Source organism: Pyxidicoccus caerfyrddinensis (assembly GCF_010894405.1).
GTDB lineage: Bacteria > Myxococcota > Myxococcia > Myxococcales > Myxococcaceae > Myxococcus > Myxococcus caerfyrddinensis.
In genome coordinates this window covers 40557-59886 of the sequence record NZ_JAAIYA010000038.1, presented here as the reverse complement: position 1 = coordinate 59886, position 19330 = coordinate 40557, and the positions used below count along the sequence as shown (strand labels likewise).

The following is a 19330-nucleotide window of genomic DNA, read 5'->3' as shown; positions in this document are numbered from 1 at the left end:
GGTGCTCGGCGGGCCAGGTCTTACTCTTGATAGCCGGTGCGCTGAGACTCCACGCGCGCAGCCCCCGGGCCTTCCAGCTTCCGGCGGAGGTCCACCGTGGACACCGAAGGCGTCCCTTCTGGCCCCACGAGCGTGTGCCCATCCGCGGCGTAGAGCGCCGGCCGCCAGAACAACATGCGCAGGGCGCGCAGGTGCGGATAGACGATGGACGCCTCTGGGTTGAGCACACGGAGGTGCTCGCGCAGGAGCGGCGCGAACCGGGGGCTCATCGCCGGAAAGATGTGGTGCTCCTGGTGGTAGCTGAAGTTCCAGTGGATGAGGTCCATCACCGGATGCGTGTCCACGCTCGCCGTGTTCACGAAGGGGTTGTCCACGCTCTCGGACGCCGGCTGCAGCCAGTGGTTGGTGGCGATGTAGACCATCAGGGTGATGTTGCCGAAGAGGTGCGGGAGGATGAGCGCGTAGAACGCGCCCCTGAGCCCCATGACCCAGCCCAGCGCCCCCCAGCCCAGCGCGAGGAGGACGGTGAGGACCCGCTCCCGGACCCGGTTCATGCGCACCTTCTCGAACTGGGGCTGGCCGCTGTAGTGCCACAGGAAGGCCTGTCCCTGCGCCGTGAAGAAGAACGTGAAGCTGATGTAGCTGAGCCACGTGCCCGAGCCCGGTGACAGCGCGTGCACCACCCGGGAGAACCACTGGGTCCTCCACTCGTGCTGGCGCGGGAGGATGTCCGGGTCCCTGACGTGGATGTTCGCGGCGCTGTGGTGCGCCTGGACATGCCACGCGCGCCACGTGCCGGGCGTCACCAGGAACGGACTGAAGCCCACCCAGCCGAGGACGTCCTCGAGCACCTTGCTCCGGAACACCGAGTGGTGCAGCGCCTCGTGCGCGGCGAAGCCGACGGTGATGAGCATCTGCCCGAGCGTGAACGAGATGAGGAGGCACGCCCACCAGGGCAGCCGCCCACTCGCCGCCGCCCACACCATGACCACCATCACCGGCACGTGCGCGAGCGCGATGACGCCTCGCAACGGCTGGGGCTTGAAGGCTTCCGGAGGCATCGCGCGCCGCAACTCGATGCGGAGCTTCCGGAAGTCATCGACGGGAAACGCGTCTGTCGAAGGAATGGAGGAGCTCATGGTTGCCTCAAGCCATGGGACGGGCCAGGCCGCCCTCGATGACCATCCGAAGACGTCCCGCATCGTCGATGGCCGCGACGCTGCCGCATTGAACGAGGTCTCCCTCCACGCGCGGGGCGAGGGCCTTCAGGTTGAGCTGGAGCCGCCCGGTCCCCTTCCCTTCCACCAGGCCCCGGTCGAACGTGGCCCGCTGGAGCTGGATGGGCGCGAACACCGCCCCCGACACGCCGTCCGCGTGCATGGCGCTCAGCCGCCACGCCGCGTCCAGGGCGAGCGCGGGGACGCTGCGCCCCGCCTGCTCCAGCGGAACGCCCAGCTTCGCGAAGCGCGCCGTCCGTTCGAGCCTGATTTCCTCCAGGCAGTCGAACATCTTCCGCAGCTCGATGGGGGACCCCGCGGCGCAGTGCGGGTCCTGCACGGAGAGGCCGCCTCCCGACGACGTGGCCGCGTCCAGTTGCGGAGTGCCCCGAGGTGGCTCCGCCGTCAGCGTGAAGCGGGCCTCGGCGTAGACGAGGTCCTTTTCGAGCACCACTCCGGACGCATGCACGATGTCGCCGGTCAGCTTGACCTGCACGCAGAGGCGCCCGGGCTCGTCGGCCACGGGGGTGCATTCGGCGCGCAGGGTCTGCCGTCCGCCGGGCCTGACGCGGATGAAGCGTGAGAACCGGACGTCCTCGATGGTGACGGTGCGCAGCTCCGGCCGTCCATCACCGAGCGCGGCCTGGAGCATCAGGTCCAACGCCCAGGCGCCGGGCAGCGTCGGGGTTCCGCGGACGAGGTGGTCTTCGAGGCAGGGAAGGCTCGCCGCATCCACCACCAGCTCCCGCTGCGTGGGCCGGGCCGTGGGCAGCAGCTCCAACCCGTAGAAGGAGCGCTCGCTCTCGGTGAGCTGCACGTTGATGGGCTCACGCGGACGGCCATCGACGAGCTGGAGGAAGAGGGCCTCGCCCTCCTCGGCGCGAATCCCGCGCAGCTGGCGGCTCGCGCCGAGCACCTTGTACTCGGAGCCGCGCGTCATGCCGATGCCGTCCCAGGCCAGCCAGCCCACGCTGCACCAGCGAACCTCCTGGCTGGCGTCGCTCACCCAGGCGCAGAGCCGGTCCAGTGCCTCGTTGGCCGCGCCGTAGTCCGCCTGTCCGTCATTGCCGATGAAGCTGAAGGCAGAGGTGAGGACATGGAAGGGCACCGGCCTCGCGAAGCGGCTCGCGCAGGCGTCGCGGAGGTTCCGGAGCCCGAGCAGCTTGGTGTCCAGGTTCGTCCGCAGCTCCGCGAGCCGCCGACGGTTGAGCTTCTTGGAGGTCTGGGTGCCGGCGCCGTGGACCACCAGGTCCAGCCGCCCGTGGGCCTGGACGAGCTCCTGCATCACCCGCTCCACGTCCTCGGGACGAGTGACGTCCGCGGACCGGTAGAGCATCTGACCGGGAAGCCTCGCGAGACCTTCGAGCGTGGCGCGCAGCTCGCGCGCGGCCAGGTATCGCTCGAAGCGCTTGCGCAGCTCGGGCATCCGCGCGGTGCGGTTGGCCGCCAGCTCAGAGGCGTAGAACTCGCGCTCCAGGCGTGGCAGGTCCTCATCGCTCGCCAGGAGCACCTGCTCGGGAGCCTCCGCCGGGTCGCTCCGGCCGACGAGGATGACCTTGCAGCCGAACCGCTTCAGGAGCGCTCCGGCGAGGACCGCCGTCACGCCTCGCCCACCGCCCGTGAGCAGGACCACCGAGTGCGCGTCGAGTGTCGGCGCAGGCTCGGCCGTGACGTCCGTGGGCCGCAGGCGACGGACGCAGCGGCGCGGTCCATCGAAGCAGACCTCGACCGACGGTCCCCCTTCCTCCTCGGAGCCGAGCTCGTTGGCGACGACTTCGAGCGCGGCCGCGAGCGGGAGCGGCGAGGTGGAGATGGCGCGAACATTCCGCGCGGGGACCTCTCGACCGATGGACTTCAGCATGCCGGCGAACAGGCCCGTCACCGGGTGCAGCGTCCGGCGCGGCCCGACGCCGCCGATGCACAGGCTCGCCAGCTCGACCTCTCCCGCCGTCAGCCGCTCGTAGGCGCGCCGCGCGGCGAGGAAGAGCAACTCCAGTGCTTCGTGGCGCAGGGCCGTGTCCGAGACAACCTCGGACTCGCCTGCTCCGGATTCCAGCCGGCAGACCGCCAGGATGACCTGCGGCTCGAAGCCGAGCGCATCCAGACCCGCTTCCGCCGTCTCCTCACGGGTGAGGTCGATTCGGTGGACGCGGCCCTCCTGCCCGGAGCCGCCGGCGCAGAGGATGCGGTACTCAGGTCCGCAGAGCGCGGCGGCCTGGGCCGCGAGCTCGCGGGCCAGGGCCTCATCCTGGGCGATGAACAGCACGCGCCGGCCTCGCAGGTGGGTGGGCCGTGTCAGCCGCGCGGGGCGCTCGACGAGCACCGGCGCGTGGTAGCGGATGGGCGCCGCATGGTCGAAGCCCGTGGACTCTCCGGAAGCAGCGGGCACGGGCGCCGCGTGCCGCGACTCCCGCGCATCCGCCGGCTGCACGACAGCAGGGCGGTCGCTCTCCATGGGCAACAGTCGGAGCTCGAGCCGGTTTCCCGTCGCGGCATCCGGGTGGAAACGCAGCGTGGTGGCACGCCCCTCTCCGGCAGCCAGCACCGACCGGAGGACTTCCAGTCCCTCCCGTGCCGAGTGGGGTGGAAGCTCCAGGCGGGCTCCAGCGCTCTCACGCGCGTCGGCCGACATCCGGAGCCGGCACAGCGGCTTCAGGCCCCGCCGTGAGGCCACCTCGGCGGTGGTGACCGCCAGCATCGCCACGCCTTCGGCCGGCTGGGACGTGCCTGTCGCTTCGCCCGGTCGACGGACGTGGGTGCTGCCCACGAGCACCAACTCGAATCCGCTCTCCAGCACTCCACGCGCGGCCCGGAGCGCCGCGGACAACGAGGCGGCTCCCGCGTCCACCACGAAGTTGGGGCCCTTGAGGTCGAGCGCCCCCGCGATGCGGCCCGGCGTGACGTTGGGCATCATCCCCTGCAGCGTGTACGCCCCCGAGGGACGCAAGGAGTCCGTCACCACCTCGTGAAGACGGTCCGCCAGCGGCAGGACCGCGAGATGCTCCGGCGCGCGGTGGGCGAGCTCGCGAAGCTTGCGCCGCGTGGAGGAGGCCAACACGCGCTGGGTGGCCTCCACGCCACGGCGCGTCTTCCCTTCGAGCCCGAGCACCAGGGCAGTGCCCGAGCGCAGCGCATCGAAAGTACCCAGCTTCTGGACGAGCGCGCTCGCGACCACGAGCCCGAGCGTCTGCGTCGCATCCATGTCCTCGGCGATGTCCGGCAGCAGGCGGACCGACGTGGGCAGACGGATGGCCTGTGGGTCGAAGCGCGCTCCCGTCTCCGCGGGTGCACCCGGTACCGGCACGCCTCGCGCATCCGGGAACAATCCTTCCGCGGCCACCACCACCAGCTCGGTCATGGCCGAGGGACGGACTTGGGACCTGCGCGCGGGCGCCCCGCCCCGGTACTCCTCGAGGACCAGGTGCGCATTCGTGCCGCCGAAGCCGAAGCCGCTCGTCGCGGCGCGACGGGGCTGCGCTCCATTCTCCGGCCACGGCTGCTCGCGTGTGCTCACCTCGAAGTCAGGCCCGAGCGCCCGTAGCTCGGCGCCCGGCTTGTCGAAGTTGGACTGCTTCGGGAAGAGCCGGTGCTCCAGCGCCTTGCACAACTTGATGACCGAGGCCGCACCCGCCGCCCAGCCGACATGGCCAATCAGCGCCTTGACGCTGGCGAGTTGGAGGCCGCTTCGCTTGCCGCTGAACACCCGCGCAATCGACTTGAGCTCGGTGGCATCCCCGGCCGGTGTGGCCGTTCCATGCGCCTCGATGTACTGGATGCTCGCGGGCTCGACGTGGGCCGCCGCGTAGCACGCCTCCATCGCGGCCACCTGCCCCTCCGAGCGCGGCACGTTCGCTGAGCTGCTGCGCCCATCACTGGAGAGCCCCGCCCCCCGGATGATGGCGTGCACATGCAGGCCGGCGGCGGCCGCGTCCGACAGGCGCATCAGACCGACCACACCCGCGCCCTCGCCGAAGATGACGCCATCCGCCCGCTCGTCGAAGGGCCGGCTCCCCTTCGCGGAGAGCCCCTTGAACTGGGAGAACAGGCAGCTGTTCCCCGGGCCCGGTGAGAAGACGCCTCCCGCCAGGATGAGGTCCGCCTCGCCCACCTCCAGCGCCTTCATCCCCAGCGCGATGGCATAGAGCGAGGACGCACAGGCCGCATCCAGCAGCATCGTGGAGACACCCCGCCCCACCACGTCCGACACCACCGCCTGGAGCGTCGGGTGCGGCGCCAGGTCGGTGGAGCGTGCCTCGACTCCGAGGGCCTCCCGCGCCGCACGGGCGAGGGTTGCGACCTCCGAGTCCCTCGCGCCCTTCGCGCGCAGCAGGGCCTCGCCGGCTTCCAGACACAGCGCGGCGTCATACTCCGACGACCCATCCGCGGTGGAACCGAGCAGGCACTGGATGCGTCCCGAGGCGTAGATGGACGTCGCCTCCAGGCCGCGCATGGCCTGCGCGAGCGCGATGGCCAACAGCTTCTGCTCCCGCACGTACCCCTGGAAGCGCTCCGGCTCGAGCCCGGCGGGCGGGACGAGGTCCGCGTCCCGCACCATCCCCGTGAGCAGCGTATAGGTCCGGTCCGGCGTGCCCGTGGGGCCCGCGAAGTCCGTCACCAATTCCGGGTGGAGCTGCCCCTGGTCCACGATGCCGCTGATGCCCTGGCGGATGTTCTGCCAGTACGTCTCCGGGTCCTTCGCGCCGCCCGGGAGGATGCACCCCAGGGACACCACCGCAATCGCGGGCGCCTCACCCGCGGCAGCCTCGGACACGGCCGGAGGCGCCTCAGCCGGGAGCGCACCCGCGACGGTGGTCATCTCGACAGGCGCGTCCTTCGGAAGGATTCGCTGGATGATGCGCGTCAGCCGCCCATCCGTCCCGCAGTCCACGAAGCGCGTGCAGCCCGCCCGCGACAGCGTCTCCACCGCGCCGAGGAAGTCGAACGGACGCACCAGATGCGAGGCGAGCGCATTCGCCAGCTCGCCGTGCCCGCCCGTGTACATGCGCCCCTCGATGGGCGAGTAGAGGGGCTCCTGCGGCGGGCGCATGGGCACGCCTGCGAGCGCGGCACGGAACGCATCCGCCGCCGGCTTCAGCCCCCGATGGTGGAAAGGGTAGCGGCTGGAGATGAAGGTGAACCCCTGCCCCCGCCCTTCCAGGTGCGCGCGAAGCCGCTCCAGCTCCGCGCGCGGACCCGCGACCACGGTCTGCCGGGCGTGGTTGCGGCCGGCCAGCTCCAGGCTCCCGGCACCGCTGTCAGTGATGGCCCTGGCAGTCTCCGCCTCGCCGAGCGCGATGGCCGCGAGCGTCCCGAAGTCATCCGGCACGGAACGCAGCGCATGGATGCGCTGGCACACCACCTCGGCCCCCGTGCGCAGGTCGAGCGCACCGGCCGCCGTCATGGCGGCGATTTCCCCGAAGCTGTGCCCCACGAACACGTCCGGACGCACGCCCTGGCTCCGCAGCCACCGGGCACCGAGCACGCCAGACAGGAAGATGCCGAGCTGGTCGAGCTGGGGCACGCGTTCGAGCGCACGCGTCACCTCGTCGGCATCCCGCGCCGCGAGCAGCGGCGTCGCGTCGAGCCCGATGGCCTGGCTCGCGGCCGCGACGCCCGTGAGCTCGTCCCGCAGCTCCGGATGCAGCGCCTTCAGCCGGACGAAGAGCTCGGGTTGGAACGTGCCCTGCCCCGCGAAGAGGAAGGCCGTGGAGCCGGGCGGCAGTCGCGGCTCGCTCGCCGGCTTCGACTGGAGCTGTGGCGCCGTGTCCACCAGCTTGGAGGCGCCGAGCGAGGCGGGGTCCGCCAGGAGCGCCCTCGCCAGCTGCCGGATGGGCTCCGGGAACAGCTCGTTGACGGCATTGCCTCCGAGCAGCGCGCGCTCCCGGAAGCTCCTGGCGGCCTCGGGCTCGTGGATGCTCGGCATCGCCTCGAAGCAGTGCCGGAAGGAGTCGGGAAACGCGCGGAGGGCACCCGCCCTGTCCGCGCACAGGACGGTCTGGTACCCGCAGGCCACCGGAGTGCCATCGCTCTTCAAGGTCCGGAAGCAGAAGCGCACGGAGACCTCGCCCCGCTCCTCGACCGACGTCAGCACCACGAGCCGGTCCCCCAGCATCGCCGGGGCCAGGTTGCGCGAGTAGCCCTCGTAGGTGAGCAGCAGCACCTGCTCGAAGTCGCGGCGCAGCTCCGGCACGTCGAAGAAGTGCGGGCCGAAGAGCAGGTGCTCACGGCCGGCACACTGGAACTTGAAGTTGGTGAGGAAGTGATGGCTCCCGTACGCCATCGTGTCGTCGAAGTGGATGTCGTACGGGACGGCGAAGAAGCGCATGGCAGGGGCTCCGATGGAGGAAGGCTCAAGCATCGAGGGCGAGGAGCGTCCGTACGTCGTGACCATTCGTGTGGCGGTGACCCGGACCACCCGGGTGCGACTCCCTCCCGGCCGCGTCCGGCAACAGCCCGTCCACGGTGCCCGAGAGCCCGGCGTCCACCACCCAGATGGCCCCGTTCACCCGCTGCGTCTTCGACCCCAGCAGCAGCTCCGTCACGTCAGCGACGTCGTCCGCCGTGCACAGCTGCCCGCCGGGCGTGGCCGCCTCCCAGCGCGCCACACGTCCCGCCGCGTCGGGGAACATCCCGAGCAGCTCCCCGTGCACCGGCCCCGCGGACACGCAGTTGGTGCGGATGCCCTCCGGGGCCAGCTCCGCGGCCAGGTAGCGCGTGAGGGACTCGACGCCCGCCTTCACCACGCCCTGGCAGCCCAGGTCGTGCATGTAGCGCTGGGACATGGAGGTGGACATCGTGACGATGCTGCCGCCACCCCGCCGGGCCATCAGCGGCCGCGCGCGCATGGCGCACTCGTAGGTGCCGGTGATGCAGGTCCGGAACGCCTTGTCCCAGTCGCGCGGGGTGATGCGGTCGAACGGCCCGATGAGCCCGTTGGACGCGTTGCACACCAGGAAGTCGAGCCCGCCGAGCTGGTCCGCGATGGCGGAGAACATCCGCTCCAGGTGGTCCTCCTGCGCGACCGAGCCCCACAGGTGCAGCGCCTTGCCTCCCTCCGCGAGAATCTCCTGCGCGGTCCGCTCTCCCTCCTCCCGTGAGTGGAACGAGTTCACCACCACCGTCGCACCGGCCCGGGCGAGACGCATGGCGATGACCTTGCCGATGCCCTTCCCCGAGCCCGTGACGAGGGCAATCTTCCCCGCGAAGGGAAGCATGGGCCGGGATGCGGCGGGCGACGGTGCGCCCGACTCGCGCGGCGGTGCCACCGCCACTGCCACCGGCGCGGCCGGCGCGGCTCCCTGCGCGCGGGCGGCCTCGCAGATGGCGGAAATGGTCCGCAGCCGCTGGGCCGGAGTCGGCCCCTTCGCCAGACCGAGCTCCTTGACGAGCACCGCCAGGACCTCGGCCTGCTTCACGGAGTCGATTCCGAGCTCGTCCTCCAGGTCCGCGTCCAGCGTCAGCAGCTCCTCGGGATAGCGCGTCACCCGGGCGAACACGGCGCGCACCCGCGCCTCGAGGTCCGCCACGGCCCGCGGCCCAGCAGCGGGCGCCGCGACAGGCGCGGGAGCAGCCACCTGGGCTTGCACGACGACGGGCGCGGGTGCCTGCGCGGAGGGCGAGCCCGCCAGCAAAGCGGTCACCACCTCCGCCATGGCACCGAGCGTCCGGGCCTTCCCGCCCTTGGGCAGTCGCTCCGGGGGAATGTTGAACTCACGTCCGACCACGGCGGCAATCTCGGCGAGCTTCACCGAGTCGATGCCGAGCTCGTCCTCCAGCTGTGCATCCGCCGTGAGGATGTCGATGGGATATCTCGTTACGGATGCAGCGCAGTGGCGAATCTGTTCCAGGACCTTCGCCGCCGCGCCAGCGCTCTGCAGAGAAACATGTGAGGACATTTGTGCCTTCGTCGTCGTTGTTCGAGTTGCGCGCTGATGAATGCATCAGGGGTCTGACACGCCCTGATACAGGTGGTTTTCACCGCGCGGAGTGCAGCCCTGTCAGGACACACGTGTGACAGGGCCGCTCACGCGCACGCGGCCAGGGCGCTACAGAGGAACGAATGAGAAATGAAATCATCCCGGGAGGGCGTGCGCCCACCGGGTGACGGCTCTACTTCATGGGTTGCCACGGACCCTCACGGCGGCGCCGTGGCAATCGGATACATGTTTCAAACAGGGGGCGGTGACGTCCGCCGATTCCCGCGCGAGCGCGCGCGTCTACTTCTTCGCGGCCACCTGCTCGCGCAGGCGCTGCTCCGCCGCACGCAGCTCACCCGACGGGTCGCTGGGAGCGAAGTCCTCCACCTCGAACACCTGGCGCAGCTCGATCATCTCGCCGCCCGCGGTGGGGCAGCGCTTCATCCACTCGATGGCTTCCTGCTTCGACTTCACCTGAATCATCCAGAAGCCGCCGACGATTTCCTTCGACTCGGTGAAGGGGCCGTCGCTCACGCTGGGCTTGCCGCCCGCGGGGAAGCGGATGCGCGCGCCCTTCGAGCTCGGCTGGAGCCCCTCACCGCCGAGGAGCACGCCGGCCTTCACCAGCTCCTCGTTGAACTTCCCCATCTCCGTCAGGATCTTCTCGTCAGGAAGGGCGCCAGTCTCCGCTGCGGGGCCCGGGTACATGATCACCATGAATCGCATCGTCGTCGCTCCTGTGGATTGGCGGCGGGAGTGCCACCCCGCCTTCTATCCATGCGTCGAACGAGCGTTGTCGAAATCGACATGGCATTTTCTTTCGCCCGACACCGCCAACCGCCTGAAATCCCTGGGCCCGGGTGCCCGCTCGCTCAGTCGGCTTCCACGCCGTGGCGCTGGTGCCACTGCGCGATGGACTCCTTGGGGTAGCGCTTGAACTTCTTGTCCCCCTTGCTGGCGTGGACCGGGACCCAGCCGGGCTTGAACTCGAGCATGATGTGCACCAGCTCGGGCGGCACCGGCAGGGGCGTGTCGATGGCGGACGCGAACGGGTGGATGAGCTCCGGCCACGTCGGGTCATAGAGCCAGAGCGCCGAGCCGCACCGGCCGCAGAAGTTGCGCTGGCCCGTGCTCTTGTGGGCCCGCGCGTCCTCCGGGTTCTTGACGCTGGCGCGGTACACCTTGAGGTGCTGCTTCCCGCGCACCTTGAGCGACTCCGCATCGCCCGACAGGTTGATGGCGTAGCCCCCGCCGCCCTGCGTCTTGCGACAGATGGAGCAGTAGCAGCGCATGAACGGCTGGGGATGCTTCGTCTCCACGGTGAAGCGCACACCACGGCAGTGACAGGAACCTTCCAGCTTCATTCGTCCTCCTGAGCGGGGAAACCCCCGGGCCGTGCACCTGAGCACAGCCCGGGCCGCTCGCGGCGGGAAGCTCGCGGCGGATGACCACCCGTCAGCAGAACGTCTCTGCCTGCATCCGCTAGACGGCGATCGCCACGGTCAGCGTCGCCACGTAGCCGTCCGTGGTGTTGCCGGTGACGGTGGCCAGCTGCGAGTCGGAGCCGTCACTGAAGACGTTGTCGCTCGACAGGCTCACCTGCCGCAGGTTGCTGACGCTCGCCGAGTAGCCGGTGGTGGCGTACACCTCGTCGCACGCGGCCTTGGGCAGGGCGAGCTGCGAGACGGCGATCTTGTTCCCCGCCTTCGTCGCGGACGCGAGGGCCGGATAGATTTCGAAGTGGATGTGCGGCCAGCGACCCGAGTAGCAGGCGGGGAAGATGGTCGTGAACGTGAGCTTCCCGTTCGCGTCCGTCTCCTGCACGCCACGCAGGTAGTTCTGGTTCGTCACGCCCGAGGAGTAGAGCGAGTAGCGGCCCTCGCGGTCGCAGTGCCACAGGTAGATGGCGTAGCCCTGGAGCGGCTCGCACGTCCCGGAGGCGTTGACGAGCGTCAGGGTGACGGTGAGGGGAATGCCCGCCGCCGTGCCCGTGGCGGTGCCCACGCTGCTGCGGATGTCGCCGCGGACGATGCCCGACTCCGTGAGGACGTTGGGGCCGTTGGAGCCGTCGCCCGGATACGGGCCCGCGGTCTCCGTCGGAATCTTCGAACAGGAGCCGTCCCCCGGCGTCCCCGTCCCGGAGTCGCTGCCGCCGCAGCCAATCAGGGGCAGCAGGCTCGCGCCCAGGGCGAAGCGCAGCAACGTCCTGCGCTCCATGGAGGCGCCCAGCAGCTTCAGGTCCTGCGCCAGACCGCCGTCGTCGTGGTCATGCTCGTGCATGTGAATCCTCCCTGGCCCCCTTCAGGGCCACGGAGGGGATTCCACTTCAGACACCTTGCGAAAAGCTGAAGGCGCCCGGCGAGCCTGTCTGCTCGCCTACCCCACCGCGGCCACGGGGGCCTCGGCGGCCTCCGGGAGCGCGTCGAAGCTCTCGAAGGGGTTCTCCAGCATCTCCCGCAGGGTGTTGGCGAGCACGCCGGCGTGGAACCCGTCGATGAAGCGGTGGTCGAAGGTGGCGTTGATGTTCATCACCTTGCCAGGCACCACCTTGCCGTCCTCCACCACCGGCACCTCCTTCACCGCGCCGGGCGCGACGAAGATGGGCACGCGGGTGTAGGGCGCCAGCGGCACGTACGCCGTGTCCAGCCCCAGCGAGCCCACGTTGGTGATGATGGCCGAGCCGAACGCGTCCTTCGGCATGCCGAACCGGCTCAGGTCCAGGTTCAGCGTGTACATGAAGAAGGACAGGAGCCAGGTGAAGGTGTTGAGGAAGAGGTAGGGAATCTTCTGGATGGTCCCCTTGCCCTTCTCCAGCGCCACGTCACGGCGCTCGCGCACGCGGCGCACCGCCTCCTCCAGGTCTCCGGCAATCTCGCGCAGGCTCTTCTTGTCCGCGTCCTCGATGCGCGCCGAGGTGAGGTCCACCTTGCCGCCGTCCGTCTGCACGACGAGCGTGGAGAGCGTCACCCGCTGGCGCAGGTAGATGCGGTTGTAGCGAAGGATGGCGTTGGCGTCCGGGCAGCGGCGCAGGGCCTCGCCCATCGCCTTGGCCACCAGGTGCGTCACCGTGAGCCGCACGCCGGTGCGCTGGCGGAAGGCCTCGATGTACGCCATCGCCTTGTCCATGCGCACCGTCAGCGTCCCGTAGACGGTGGGGTCATACGCCGTCTTCCAGCTTCCGATCGCCAGCTTGCGGAAGCTCGACAGGTCGCGCTTCGGTATCAGCTCCAGGTGCGCCATGGCCGCAGTCCCTCCTTCGGAACGCCTACGCGGTGGACGCGCAGTGTCGCGGCTTCCCCCCTCCAAAGGGAAGGTGCACCTCGAAGCCTGCCCGCCTGCCCGTCTTCAACGCACTGCGCCACGAAAGAGCCCGGGCGGGCAGCCGGCGCAATGACTTATCAAGAACCGCGTACCCCGCATTGTCTCCCTCTCGCGCAGGGAAACCGGCTGTTACGCCCAGGTCTTGTCTACATGTCTCAGCCTGCACTCCCAGCAGCCCCTCCAGGGGTCGCTCCTCACCCATTTGATAGGGATATATGTATTTGACATAACAATTCGCGGCCTCGGCCCGGGCCTTCCCCCCACTTCCCCGGTTCCCGGCCCCTCCCTCCATGCCCCAGCCTCAACCGGATTCCTCCACCGTGGCCGTCGACCTGGAGCGCCTGGAGCGCGTCCGCGACGTGCTGGCGATGATTTCCCTCGGCGAGTTCGACCCGGCCCAGCACCTCATCCCCTTGGGTGAAGAGGACGCGTTCTCCTCCTTCGAGGAGACCATCAACCTGTTCGCCCGGCAGCTCCACGCCTCGGTGCGGGAGAACGCGCAGTCCATCCAGAAGCTGGAGTCCGCGCGCAGCGAGCTGGAGGAGAAGCTGGCCACCATCGAGCAGCAGCGGCTGGCCATCCGGGACTTGTCCACGCCCATCATCGAGCTGTGGGACAACATCCTGACGCTGCCCATCGTCGGCGTCATGGACACGCAGCGCTCGGTGGAGATGACCGAGCGGCTCCTGCAGCGCATCTCCCAGGGCAAGGCCCGCTGCGCCATCATCGACATCACCGGCGTGGAGGTGGTGGACACCGCGACGGCCAACCACTTCGTGAAGATGGTGGCGGCGGCGCGCCTGCTCGGCACCCACTGCGTCATCACCGGCATCAGCCCCTTCATCGCCCAGACGCTCACCCAGATTGGCGTGGAGCTGCGCGGCGTGAAGACGCTCGCCACGCTCCGAGACGGCATCCAGGAGTGCCTGCTGCACCTGCGCAACAACTCCGCCCTGCGCGCCTTCGAGGCGAGCAGCGGGCAGCGCTCCTGAGTCTCCGCCCCGAACGCCCCCTTCCCCAAAGAGCTCCCATGACAGACTACGTATCCCTGAGCCGGCTTTCCGTCAGCGGCTCGAGCACCATCTCCATCGTCGACGCCGTCAAGGGCTTCTCCGTCCTCGTCGAGGAGTTGATGAAGACGATGAAGATCCAGACGCGCGACGCCCAGGGCAAGCCCGTCGTGGACCCGACGGCCTGGTACCCGCTCGAGAACTACATGCCCGTCTACAAGAAGATCGAGACGCTGCTCGGCGGACGCGGCCTGGAGAAGGTGGGCTCGACGATTCCCCAGTTCGCGGAGTTCCCGTCGAACATCCGCGACATCCACTCGGCGCTCGCGGGCATCGACGTCGCCTACCACATGAACCACCGCCTGGACGGCAAGCCCATGTTCAATCCGGCGACGGGGGAGATGACGGAGGGAATCGGGCACGTCAGCTACCAGCCCGTGGCCGGGAAGAACGAGGCCCTCGTGGTGTGTAGCGACCTCTATCCGTGCCGCTTCAACGTGGGGCTCATCCGGGGCATGGCCCAGCGCTTCGAGCCCAAGGCCACCCTCACGCATGGCCCGCACCAGGACTGCCGGCTGAAAGGCGCGGCCACCTGCGCCTATCTCATCAACTGGTGAAGCCCCCTCGCGCAAGGCCGGCCAGTGCCCGGCCCCGCGCGAAGCTGACTACGGCTTCAGCTTGAGGCGCACCAGGTCCGAGCGCCGCGACAGCGGCGTGTACCAGGTGCCGTCCAGCTCGAACGGGCCGGTGAAGTCCCCGGACGCCACGACGCCGTCCTGCGTGGCCGCGAGCTGGAGCCGGTAGCCCAGCGCATCGAAGACACGCACCCAGCGCGTCCCCAGGTCCGAGCCGAACGCCGCCACCGTCGGACGGTCCGGTTCGGTGGAAGCCGGGCCCACGGTCCCCAGCCCCAACTCGCTGCCACCGCCCGCCTGCGAGGTGAGGAGGGTGCCCGCCGCGTCCACGACGAGGTCGTGGAAGAAGTGCCCGGGGAACTGGCGCAGCGAGAGGTCCGCGCCCGTGCTGGAGAGCAGCCCCAGCAGGCCGTCGCGCGGGCCGCCCTCGTAGTCGTCCGGGTCGCTGCTGGCGTACTCCTGGCCGGCGAACGTGAAGCGGCCCCCGAAGTCGGCGGCGAAGGCGACGCGGCCGTCCGGCAGCACGCCCACGCCCGTCAGGCTGCTCCACTGCACCGGGAGGACGCGAGACCAGGCGTGCGCACCGACTGCCGTCCAGCGCGCCACGAAGGGACCGCGCCCGGGGATGGCGCCCGCGCCGAAGTCCGTGTCGCCGCCGGACCAGCCACCGACGGTGACGCTCTCCGCGGCGTCCACGGCGACGCTCGTCGCCTGCGTCCCGCGCAGGCCGCTGCCCACCAGCGTGTGGGACCAGAGGTACGCGCCGTCCCACTGGAGCTTCAGGACGAAGGAGTTCGGGTACTCGTCGTCGTACGGGTACGCCTTGCCCGAGTACACCGGGCCGGCGCCGAAGTCCGTGTAGCCCCAGAACGTGCCCACGACGATGGCGCTGCCGTGCGCGTCCGTGGCCAGGTCATACACGGTCATCGGATTGTCCTGGCGCCCCTCGGAGGTGTCGAACCACGCCGTGAAGCCGCGCGTCCAGTCCACCGCGCCCGACGGCGTGAGCTTCACCACCACCATGCCCGAGCCCTGCGGCAGCGCGCCCTTCCCCAGGTCCGGCGCGCCGGAGTAGCTGCCCGCCACCAGGACGTTGCCCAGCGCCGTCACCGTCACCCGGCTCAGCTCGACCCCCGCCTGCGCGAAGGAGCGCGTCCACGCCACGCTCCCGTCCGCGCGGTGGAGGGTGATGACGTCCGTCTGCTCGGAGTAATAGGGCGCGCCCGGCGTCTGCTCCACCGTGCTCAGGGCCGCGAAGCCCCCGCCCGGCACCGGGGCAATGTGGACGGAGCGCTCCGCGAGCGGGCCGCCCGACTGCCGCACCCACGCCGTGGTGCCCGAGGGCTTCGTGCCCCGGTACGAGCAGAACGCGGCCGTCTCGTAGACGACGACGAGCTGGGGCGCGCCGGAGATGATGCCCTTCTCCTGCGCCTCCGACGAGACGAAGCGCGCCCCGTCCGTGCTGTCCGGCAGCAGCGCGAAGGTGTAGCGACCGGACGCCGTCACCACGTCCGTCACGTCGTACTCCACCCACGCGTCGCGGGCGACGGCGCCCAGGTCCCCGAGGGCGCTCCCCGTCACCGCGGGGCGGTGGTTCCAGTCCGTCGCCGCCGCGTCGAAGGGCGCCGCGCGGAACAGCCTCGGCCCATTGCCCGTCCCGTCCACCGAGTACAGGCGCAGCAGCACGCGGCGCACCTGGCCGGCGCCCAGCTGCACGTCGAAGTCGAGGAAGCTCTCCGCGCGCGGCTCCGAGTCCACCCGTAGCGCTGCCTGGTGGTGGAACTTCATGTCCGGCGTACCCTCGTCGGCGTACGTGTCCTGCGCCGTACCCGTCCCGGAGGAGAAGAGCTCCGTGCGCGTCAGGCACGCATCCGTGGGCGCGGCCCGGGGCGCGCCCGCCCAGACGAGGAGCTTCGGGCGGCGCGAGGTGTCCGTGCTCTCGCGCGAGAGGAATGTCACCCCGTCGGTGGACGTCCCGTAGAGCCCGAGCGTGTAGTCACCGTTGCCACGTACGAGGTCCGTCACGTCGTAGTCCACGTACGCGCCCGCGGCGATGGCCTGCGAGTCGTCCAGCGCCGCGCCCACCTTCGCGGGGCGGGTGTTCCAGGTGACGCTTCCCTCGCTCCAGCTCCCCTGCGTCGCGTACACCGCCGGGCCGTCATCGGTGCCCGCGCTGGCGTACACGCGCAGCACCGCGCGCTGCACCGTCTCCGTCAGCCCCTGCACCGTGAAGCGCAGGTGCACCTCCTGCTGCGGCGAGTTGTCCGCGAGGAGCGACGTGGAGGCGCCACCGCTGGAGGAGGCCGCGTTGTCCGCGGAGACGTACGTGTCCGCGCTCGGCGAGAAGCTCACGGGGGCGCCGGACACCGGCAGCGGCGCGGGGGCGGGCGTCGGGTGGTCCTCGGCGGACTCCACCGTGAGGACGAGCTGCGGACGGAGCGTCGCGTCGGGGTGCTCGCTGGAGGCCAGCGTCACGCCGTCCGTGCTGTCCGCGGACATGTAGATTTCGACCCAGCCGTTCTCGGAGATGTACATGCCCGAGACATCGAGCTCCATCCAGGTGCCGCTGGCCACGGGCCCCGCGCTCGCGACGCCCCAGCCGTTCCACTGCGGGCGGGTGTTCCACGTCACCGTCTCGTTCCACTCGCGGACGCCCGGCGGGTCATACACGGAGGGCCCGTCCGAGGAGCCGTCCAGCGCGTACAGGCGCAGCCGCGCCGACGTCACCGTCCCCGGCAAATCCGGCACGAGGAACTTGAGGTACGCCTGGGACTCGGGCGCGAGGTCCACCTCCAGCGTGGACGAGGAGCCGTAGCTCGTCGTTGGCGCCGTCGCCACCACGTGCGCATCCGCGGCGGCCGCCACCGTCACCGTCTGCGTCGTCAGCGGCGCTTCCTTCGCGCCCGCGTTTTCGGGCTCCGCTGTGGAATCCGTTGCCTCATCGTGGGTTGTGCCGCACCCTGCGAGGACCGCGAGCGCCACACCCATGCCCCACCCCACCACCGCGCCTGTCCACCTTCTCACACGCTTCCTCCCTCTGGCCCCACGGAAGCGGCAGGTGAGCAACAGGTGCGCCAGCCCGGGGAAGGAGCGGCGCCCGGCGGAGTCACGGCTGCCTGCCCTCCAGGCAGGCGATGGCGGCTCCCGCCCCCCGGTGCCCAGGTTTCCAGCAGCACGCCGTGCGGCAGGCCCCCGTCACGCGGACACCCAGGAAGGAGCAGGCGCTTAATCATGGAGGAGCGAGCGTCCGACGCGCCGCGCCCACGCGGAGGGTGGCGGTTCATGCTCCGGGCCCTGTCCCACCGCAACTACCGGCTCTTCTTCGCGGGGCAGAGCGTGTCGCTCATCGGCACGTGGCTCACGCGGGTGGCGACCGCCTGGCTCGTGTACCGGCTCACCGGCTCGGCGCTGCTGCTGGGGGTCATCGGCTTCTGCGGGCAGATTCCCACCTTCCTCCTGGGCCCGCTCGCGGGCGTCCTGGTGGACCGGTGGAACCGGCACCGGGTGCTGGTGGTGACGCAGGTGCTGGCGATGCTCCAGTCGCTCGCGCTCGCGGTGCTCGCGCTCAGCGGCCACATCGCCGTGTGGCATGTCGGCGCGTTGATGGTGCTCCAGGGGCTCATCAACGCCTTCGACATGCCGGCGCGGCAGTCCTTCGTGGTGGAGATGGTGGAGGACCGCGCGGACCTGCCCAACGCCATCGCCCTCAACTCGTCCATGTTCAACGGGGCGCGGCTGCTGGGCCCGTCCGTGGCGGGCGCGCTCATCGCCGTCCTGGGAGAGGGCGGCTGCTTCCTCATCGACGCCTTCAGCTACCTGGCGGTGATTGCCTCGCTGCTGGCCATGCGCATCACCCCGCGCGCCCGCACGCATGGCCCGCAGCACGTCCTCACGGAGTTGAAGGAGGGCTTCCAGCACGCCTTCCACTTCCCGCCCATCCGCACCCTGCTGGGGCTCATCGCCGTGGTGAGCCTGATGGGGATGCCCCTCACCACGCTGATGCCGGTGATGGCGTCCCAGGTGCTGCACGGCGGGCCCAACACGCTGGGCTTCCTGATGGCCGCGTCAGGCCTGGGCGCGCTGACGGGCGCGCTGTTCCTGGCGTCCCGGCGCTCCGTGCGCGGGCTGGGCGGCGTCATCTTCACCACCACCCTGCTCTTCGGCGCGGGGCTGATGGCCTTCTCCGCGTCGCGGTACATGGCCCTGTCGATGGTGACGATGGTGCTGTGCGGCTTCGGGATGATGGTGACGACGGCGTCGAGCAACACCGTGCTGCAGACCATCGTCGAGGAGCGGATGCGCGGCCGGGTGATGAGCTTCTACGCCATGGCCTTCATGGGCACCGCGCCCTTCGGGAGCCTCCTGGCGGGTGTGCTGGCCACGAACCTGGGCGCTCCGCGGACGCTCGCCATCGGGGGCGCCATGTGCCTGCTGGGCGCGGCGTGGTTCCGGATGAAGCTGCCTTCGCTGCGCGAGCATGTGCGCCCCATCTACCAGCGGCTGGGCATCATCCCGGAGGTGGCCAGGGGGATGGACATCGCGGCGGAGCGCACCGGCCCCCGGGAGAGCTGACCCGCGCTCAGCCCTCCGCACGCCCCGGCGTCTTGTCCGGGTCCGGCCAGGGATGCGTCCGGTGCGGCGCCTCCTCGTCGTCGCCCTCGGCACAGCCCGGCGTGTGGCCAGGCACTTCTTCCTCGTAGGCGCCCTGGCGCTCCAGCACGTCCTCTTCTGGCTCGCCCATGCGCCGGCGTTCGTCGATGTCCGGCATGAGTCCTCCCTTCAGCGAAGATAGTCAGCCGTGGGAAGATGAGGACTCGCGCCGGAGGGCACGCATGTCCACGAAGAAGGGAGCCGTCCACCGGCTCCTCGCCACCACGCGACAGCTCGTGGGGAATGTCGCCGGTGGACTGGTGATGTTGTACGTCGTCCTCCGTCCCGACCGCGCGGGGAGCGAGCGGGCCCGGAAGAACGCGGACGTCCTCATCGCCGCCTGCCGGGCCTTCCAGGCGAAGCACGGCCGGTTCCCCGCCACGCTGGAGGAGCTGGTCCCCGGCTTCCTGTCGGAGCTCCCCCGCGCGAAGTACGACGGGCCGCACTTCGGCTTCACCTACGAGCCGAACGGCGACTCGACGCGGCACGTGCTGGGCTGGACGGAGGTGATTCCCTTCGGCCGCCCCTTCTACGTCCTCGAGGAGGACCGCTGGGGCTACCTGGATTGAGCGCGGCCCTGT

The 19330-nt window shown here is 70.3% G+C and carries 13 protein-coding genes; 4 read left to right on the top strand and 9 right to left on the bottom strand.

All coding sequences use genetic code 11. The features are described from left to right. Positions 1 to 20: 20 nt before the first annotated feature. The 7 genes from G4D86_RS48015 to G4D86_RS47985 all read right to left on the bottom strand — a co-directional run bounded on the left by G4D86_RS48015 (position 21) and on the right by G4D86_RS47985 (position 12373). The gene (locus G4D86_RS48015) at positions 21 to 1139 is read right to left on the bottom strand and encodes a fatty acid desaturase family protein (protein ID WP_164002275.1); all 1119 of its coding nucleotides are present in this window, start codon (positions 1137 to 1139) and stop codon (positions 21 to 23) included. 7 nt (positions 1140 to 1146) lie between these two features. Continuing rightward, positions 1147 to 7542, bottom strand: a complete 6396-nt coding sequence (locus tag G4D86_RS48010; RefSeq protein ID WP_164002274.1) for a type I polyketide synthase — start codon at positions 7540 to 7542, stop codon at positions 1147 to 1149. A gap of 25 nt (positions 7543 to 7567) precedes the next feature. Further along, positions 7568 to 9112, bottom strand: coding sequence for an SDR family oxidoreductase (locus tag G4D86_RS48005; protein ID WP_164002273.1), 1545 nt, complete (start codon positions 9110 to 9112; stop codon positions 7568 to 7570). 321 nt (positions 9113 to 9433) lie between these two features. Next, a complete protein-coding gene (locus G4D86_RS48000) occupies positions 9434 to 9859 on the bottom strand; it encodes a YciI family protein (RefSeq protein WP_164002272.1) in 426 nt (141 codons plus the stop codon). A gap of 146 nt (positions 9860 to 10005) precedes the next feature. Further along, positions 10006 to 10497 (bottom strand): GFA family protein, encoded by a 492-nt coding sequence (locus G4D86_RS47995; protein ID WP_164002271.1) that lies wholly within the window; start codon positions 10495 to 10497, stop codon positions 10006 to 10008. Between the two features lie 118 nt (positions 10498 to 10615). Further along, positions 10616 to 11413: an intradiol ring-cleavage dioxygenase gene (locus G4D86_RS47990; RefSeq protein WP_164002270.1), complete on the bottom strand. Its 798-nt coding sequence runs from the start codon at positions 11411 to 11413 to the stop codon at positions 10616 to 10618. 96 nt (positions 11414 to 11509) lie between these two features. Next, positions 11510 to 12373 carry a 2-oxo acid dehydrogenase subunit E2 gene (locus G4D86_RS47985; RefSeq protein WP_164002269.1) on the bottom strand — a complete coding sequence of 288 codons (864 nt, stop codon included), beginning with the start codon at positions 12371 to 12373 and terminating at the stop codon, positions 11510 to 11512. A gap of 401 nt (positions 12374 to 12774) precedes the next feature. Here G4D86_RS47985 and G4D86_RS47980 point away from each other — a divergent pair, with 401 nt between their 5' ends. Together G4D86_RS47980 and G4D86_RS53570 are read left to right on the top strand one after the other, a co-directional pair. Further along, a complete protein-coding gene (locus G4D86_RS47980) occupies positions 12775 to 13446 on the top strand; it encodes an STAS domain-containing protein (protein ID WP_240360894.1) in 672 nt (223 codons plus the stop codon). A 38-nt stretch (positions 13447 to 13484) separates the two neighbouring features. Beyond that, on the top strand, positions 13485 to 14081 hold the full coding sequence (locus G4D86_RS53570; RefSeq protein ID WP_164002267.1) for a hypothetical protein: 597 nt from the start codon (positions 13485 to 13487) through the stop codon (positions 14079 to 14081). Between the two features lie 48 nt (positions 14082 to 14129). Here the strand turns inward: G4D86_RS53570 and G4D86_RS47970 are convergent, their stop codons facing one another. Then, complete coding sequence (locus tag G4D86_RS47970; RefSeq protein ID WP_240360893.1) at positions 14130 to 17123, bottom strand: CBM96 family carbohydrate-binding protein; 2994 nt, start codon at positions 17121 to 17123, stop codon at positions 14130 to 14132. Positions 17124 to 17381: 258 nt separating this feature from the next. On the opposite strand from G4D86_RS47970, the gene G4D86_RS47965 reads away from it, so the two are divergent. After that, complete coding sequence (locus tag G4D86_RS47965) at positions 17382 to 18671, top strand: MFS transporter (protein WP_164002266.1); 1290 nt, start codon at positions 17382 to 17384, stop codon at positions 18669 to 18671. Between the two features lie 7 nt (positions 18672 to 18678). Here G4D86_RS47965 and G4D86_RS47960 read toward each other — a convergent pair whose 3' ends face one another. After that, complete coding sequence (locus tag G4D86_RS47960; RefSeq protein WP_164002265.1) at positions 18679 to 18867, bottom strand: hypothetical protein; 189 nt, start codon at positions 18865 to 18867, stop codon at positions 18679 to 18681. Positions 18868 to 18931: 64 nt separating this feature from the next. Between G4D86_RS47960 and G4D86_RS47955 the strand changes: the two genes are divergently transcribed. Beyond that, positions 18932 to 19318, top strand: coding sequence for a hypothetical protein (locus tag G4D86_RS47955; RefSeq protein WP_164002264.1), 387 nt, complete (start codon positions 18932 to 18934; stop codon positions 19316 to 19318). Positions 19319 to 19330: the final 12 nt, after the last annotated feature.

Coding starts and splice junctions, on each gene's coding strand:
- G4D86_RS48005 (WP_164002273.1), bottom strand. CDS start 9,112: ATGTCCTCACATGTTTCTCTGCAGAGCGCTGGCGCGGCGGCGAAGGTC.
- G4D86_RS48000 (WP_164002272.1), bottom strand. CDS start 9,859: ATGCGATTCATGGTGATCATGTACCCGGGCCCCGCAGCGGAGACTGGC.
- G4D86_RS47995 (WP_164002271.1), bottom strand. CDS start 10,497: ATGAAGCTGGAAGGTTCCTGTCACTGCCGTGGTGTGCGCTTCACCGTG.
- G4D86_RS48010 (WP_164002274.1), bottom strand. CDS start 7,542: ATGCGCTTCTTCGCCGTCCCGTACGACATCCACTTCGACGACACGATG.
- G4D86_RS47965 (WP_164002266.1), top strand. CDS start 17,382: ATGCTCCGGGCCCTGTCCCACCGCAACTACCGGCTCTTCTTCGCGGGG.
- G4D86_RS47955 (WP_164002264.1), top strand. CDS start 18,932: ATGTCCACGAAGAAGGGAGCCGTCCACCGGCTCCTCGCCACCACGCGA.
- G4D86_RS47985 (WP_164002269.1), bottom strand. CDS start 12,373: ATGGCGCACCTGGAGCTGATACCGAAGCGCGACCTGTCGAGCTTCCGC.
- G4D86_RS53570 (WP_164002267.1), top strand. CDS start 13,485: ATGACAGACTACGTATCCCTGAGCCGGCTTTCCGTCAGCGGCTCGAGC.
- G4D86_RS47990 (WP_164002270.1), bottom strand. CDS start 11,413: ATGCACGAGCATGACCACGACGACGGCGGTCTGGCGCAGGACCTGAAG.
- G4D86_RS47960 (WP_164002265.1), bottom strand. CDS start 18,867: ATGCCGGACATCGACGAACGCCGGCGCATGGGCGAGCCAGAAGAGGAC.
- G4D86_RS48015 (WP_164002275.1), bottom strand. CDS start 1,139: ATGAGCTCCTCCATTCCTTCGACAGACGCGTTTCCCGTCGATGACTTC.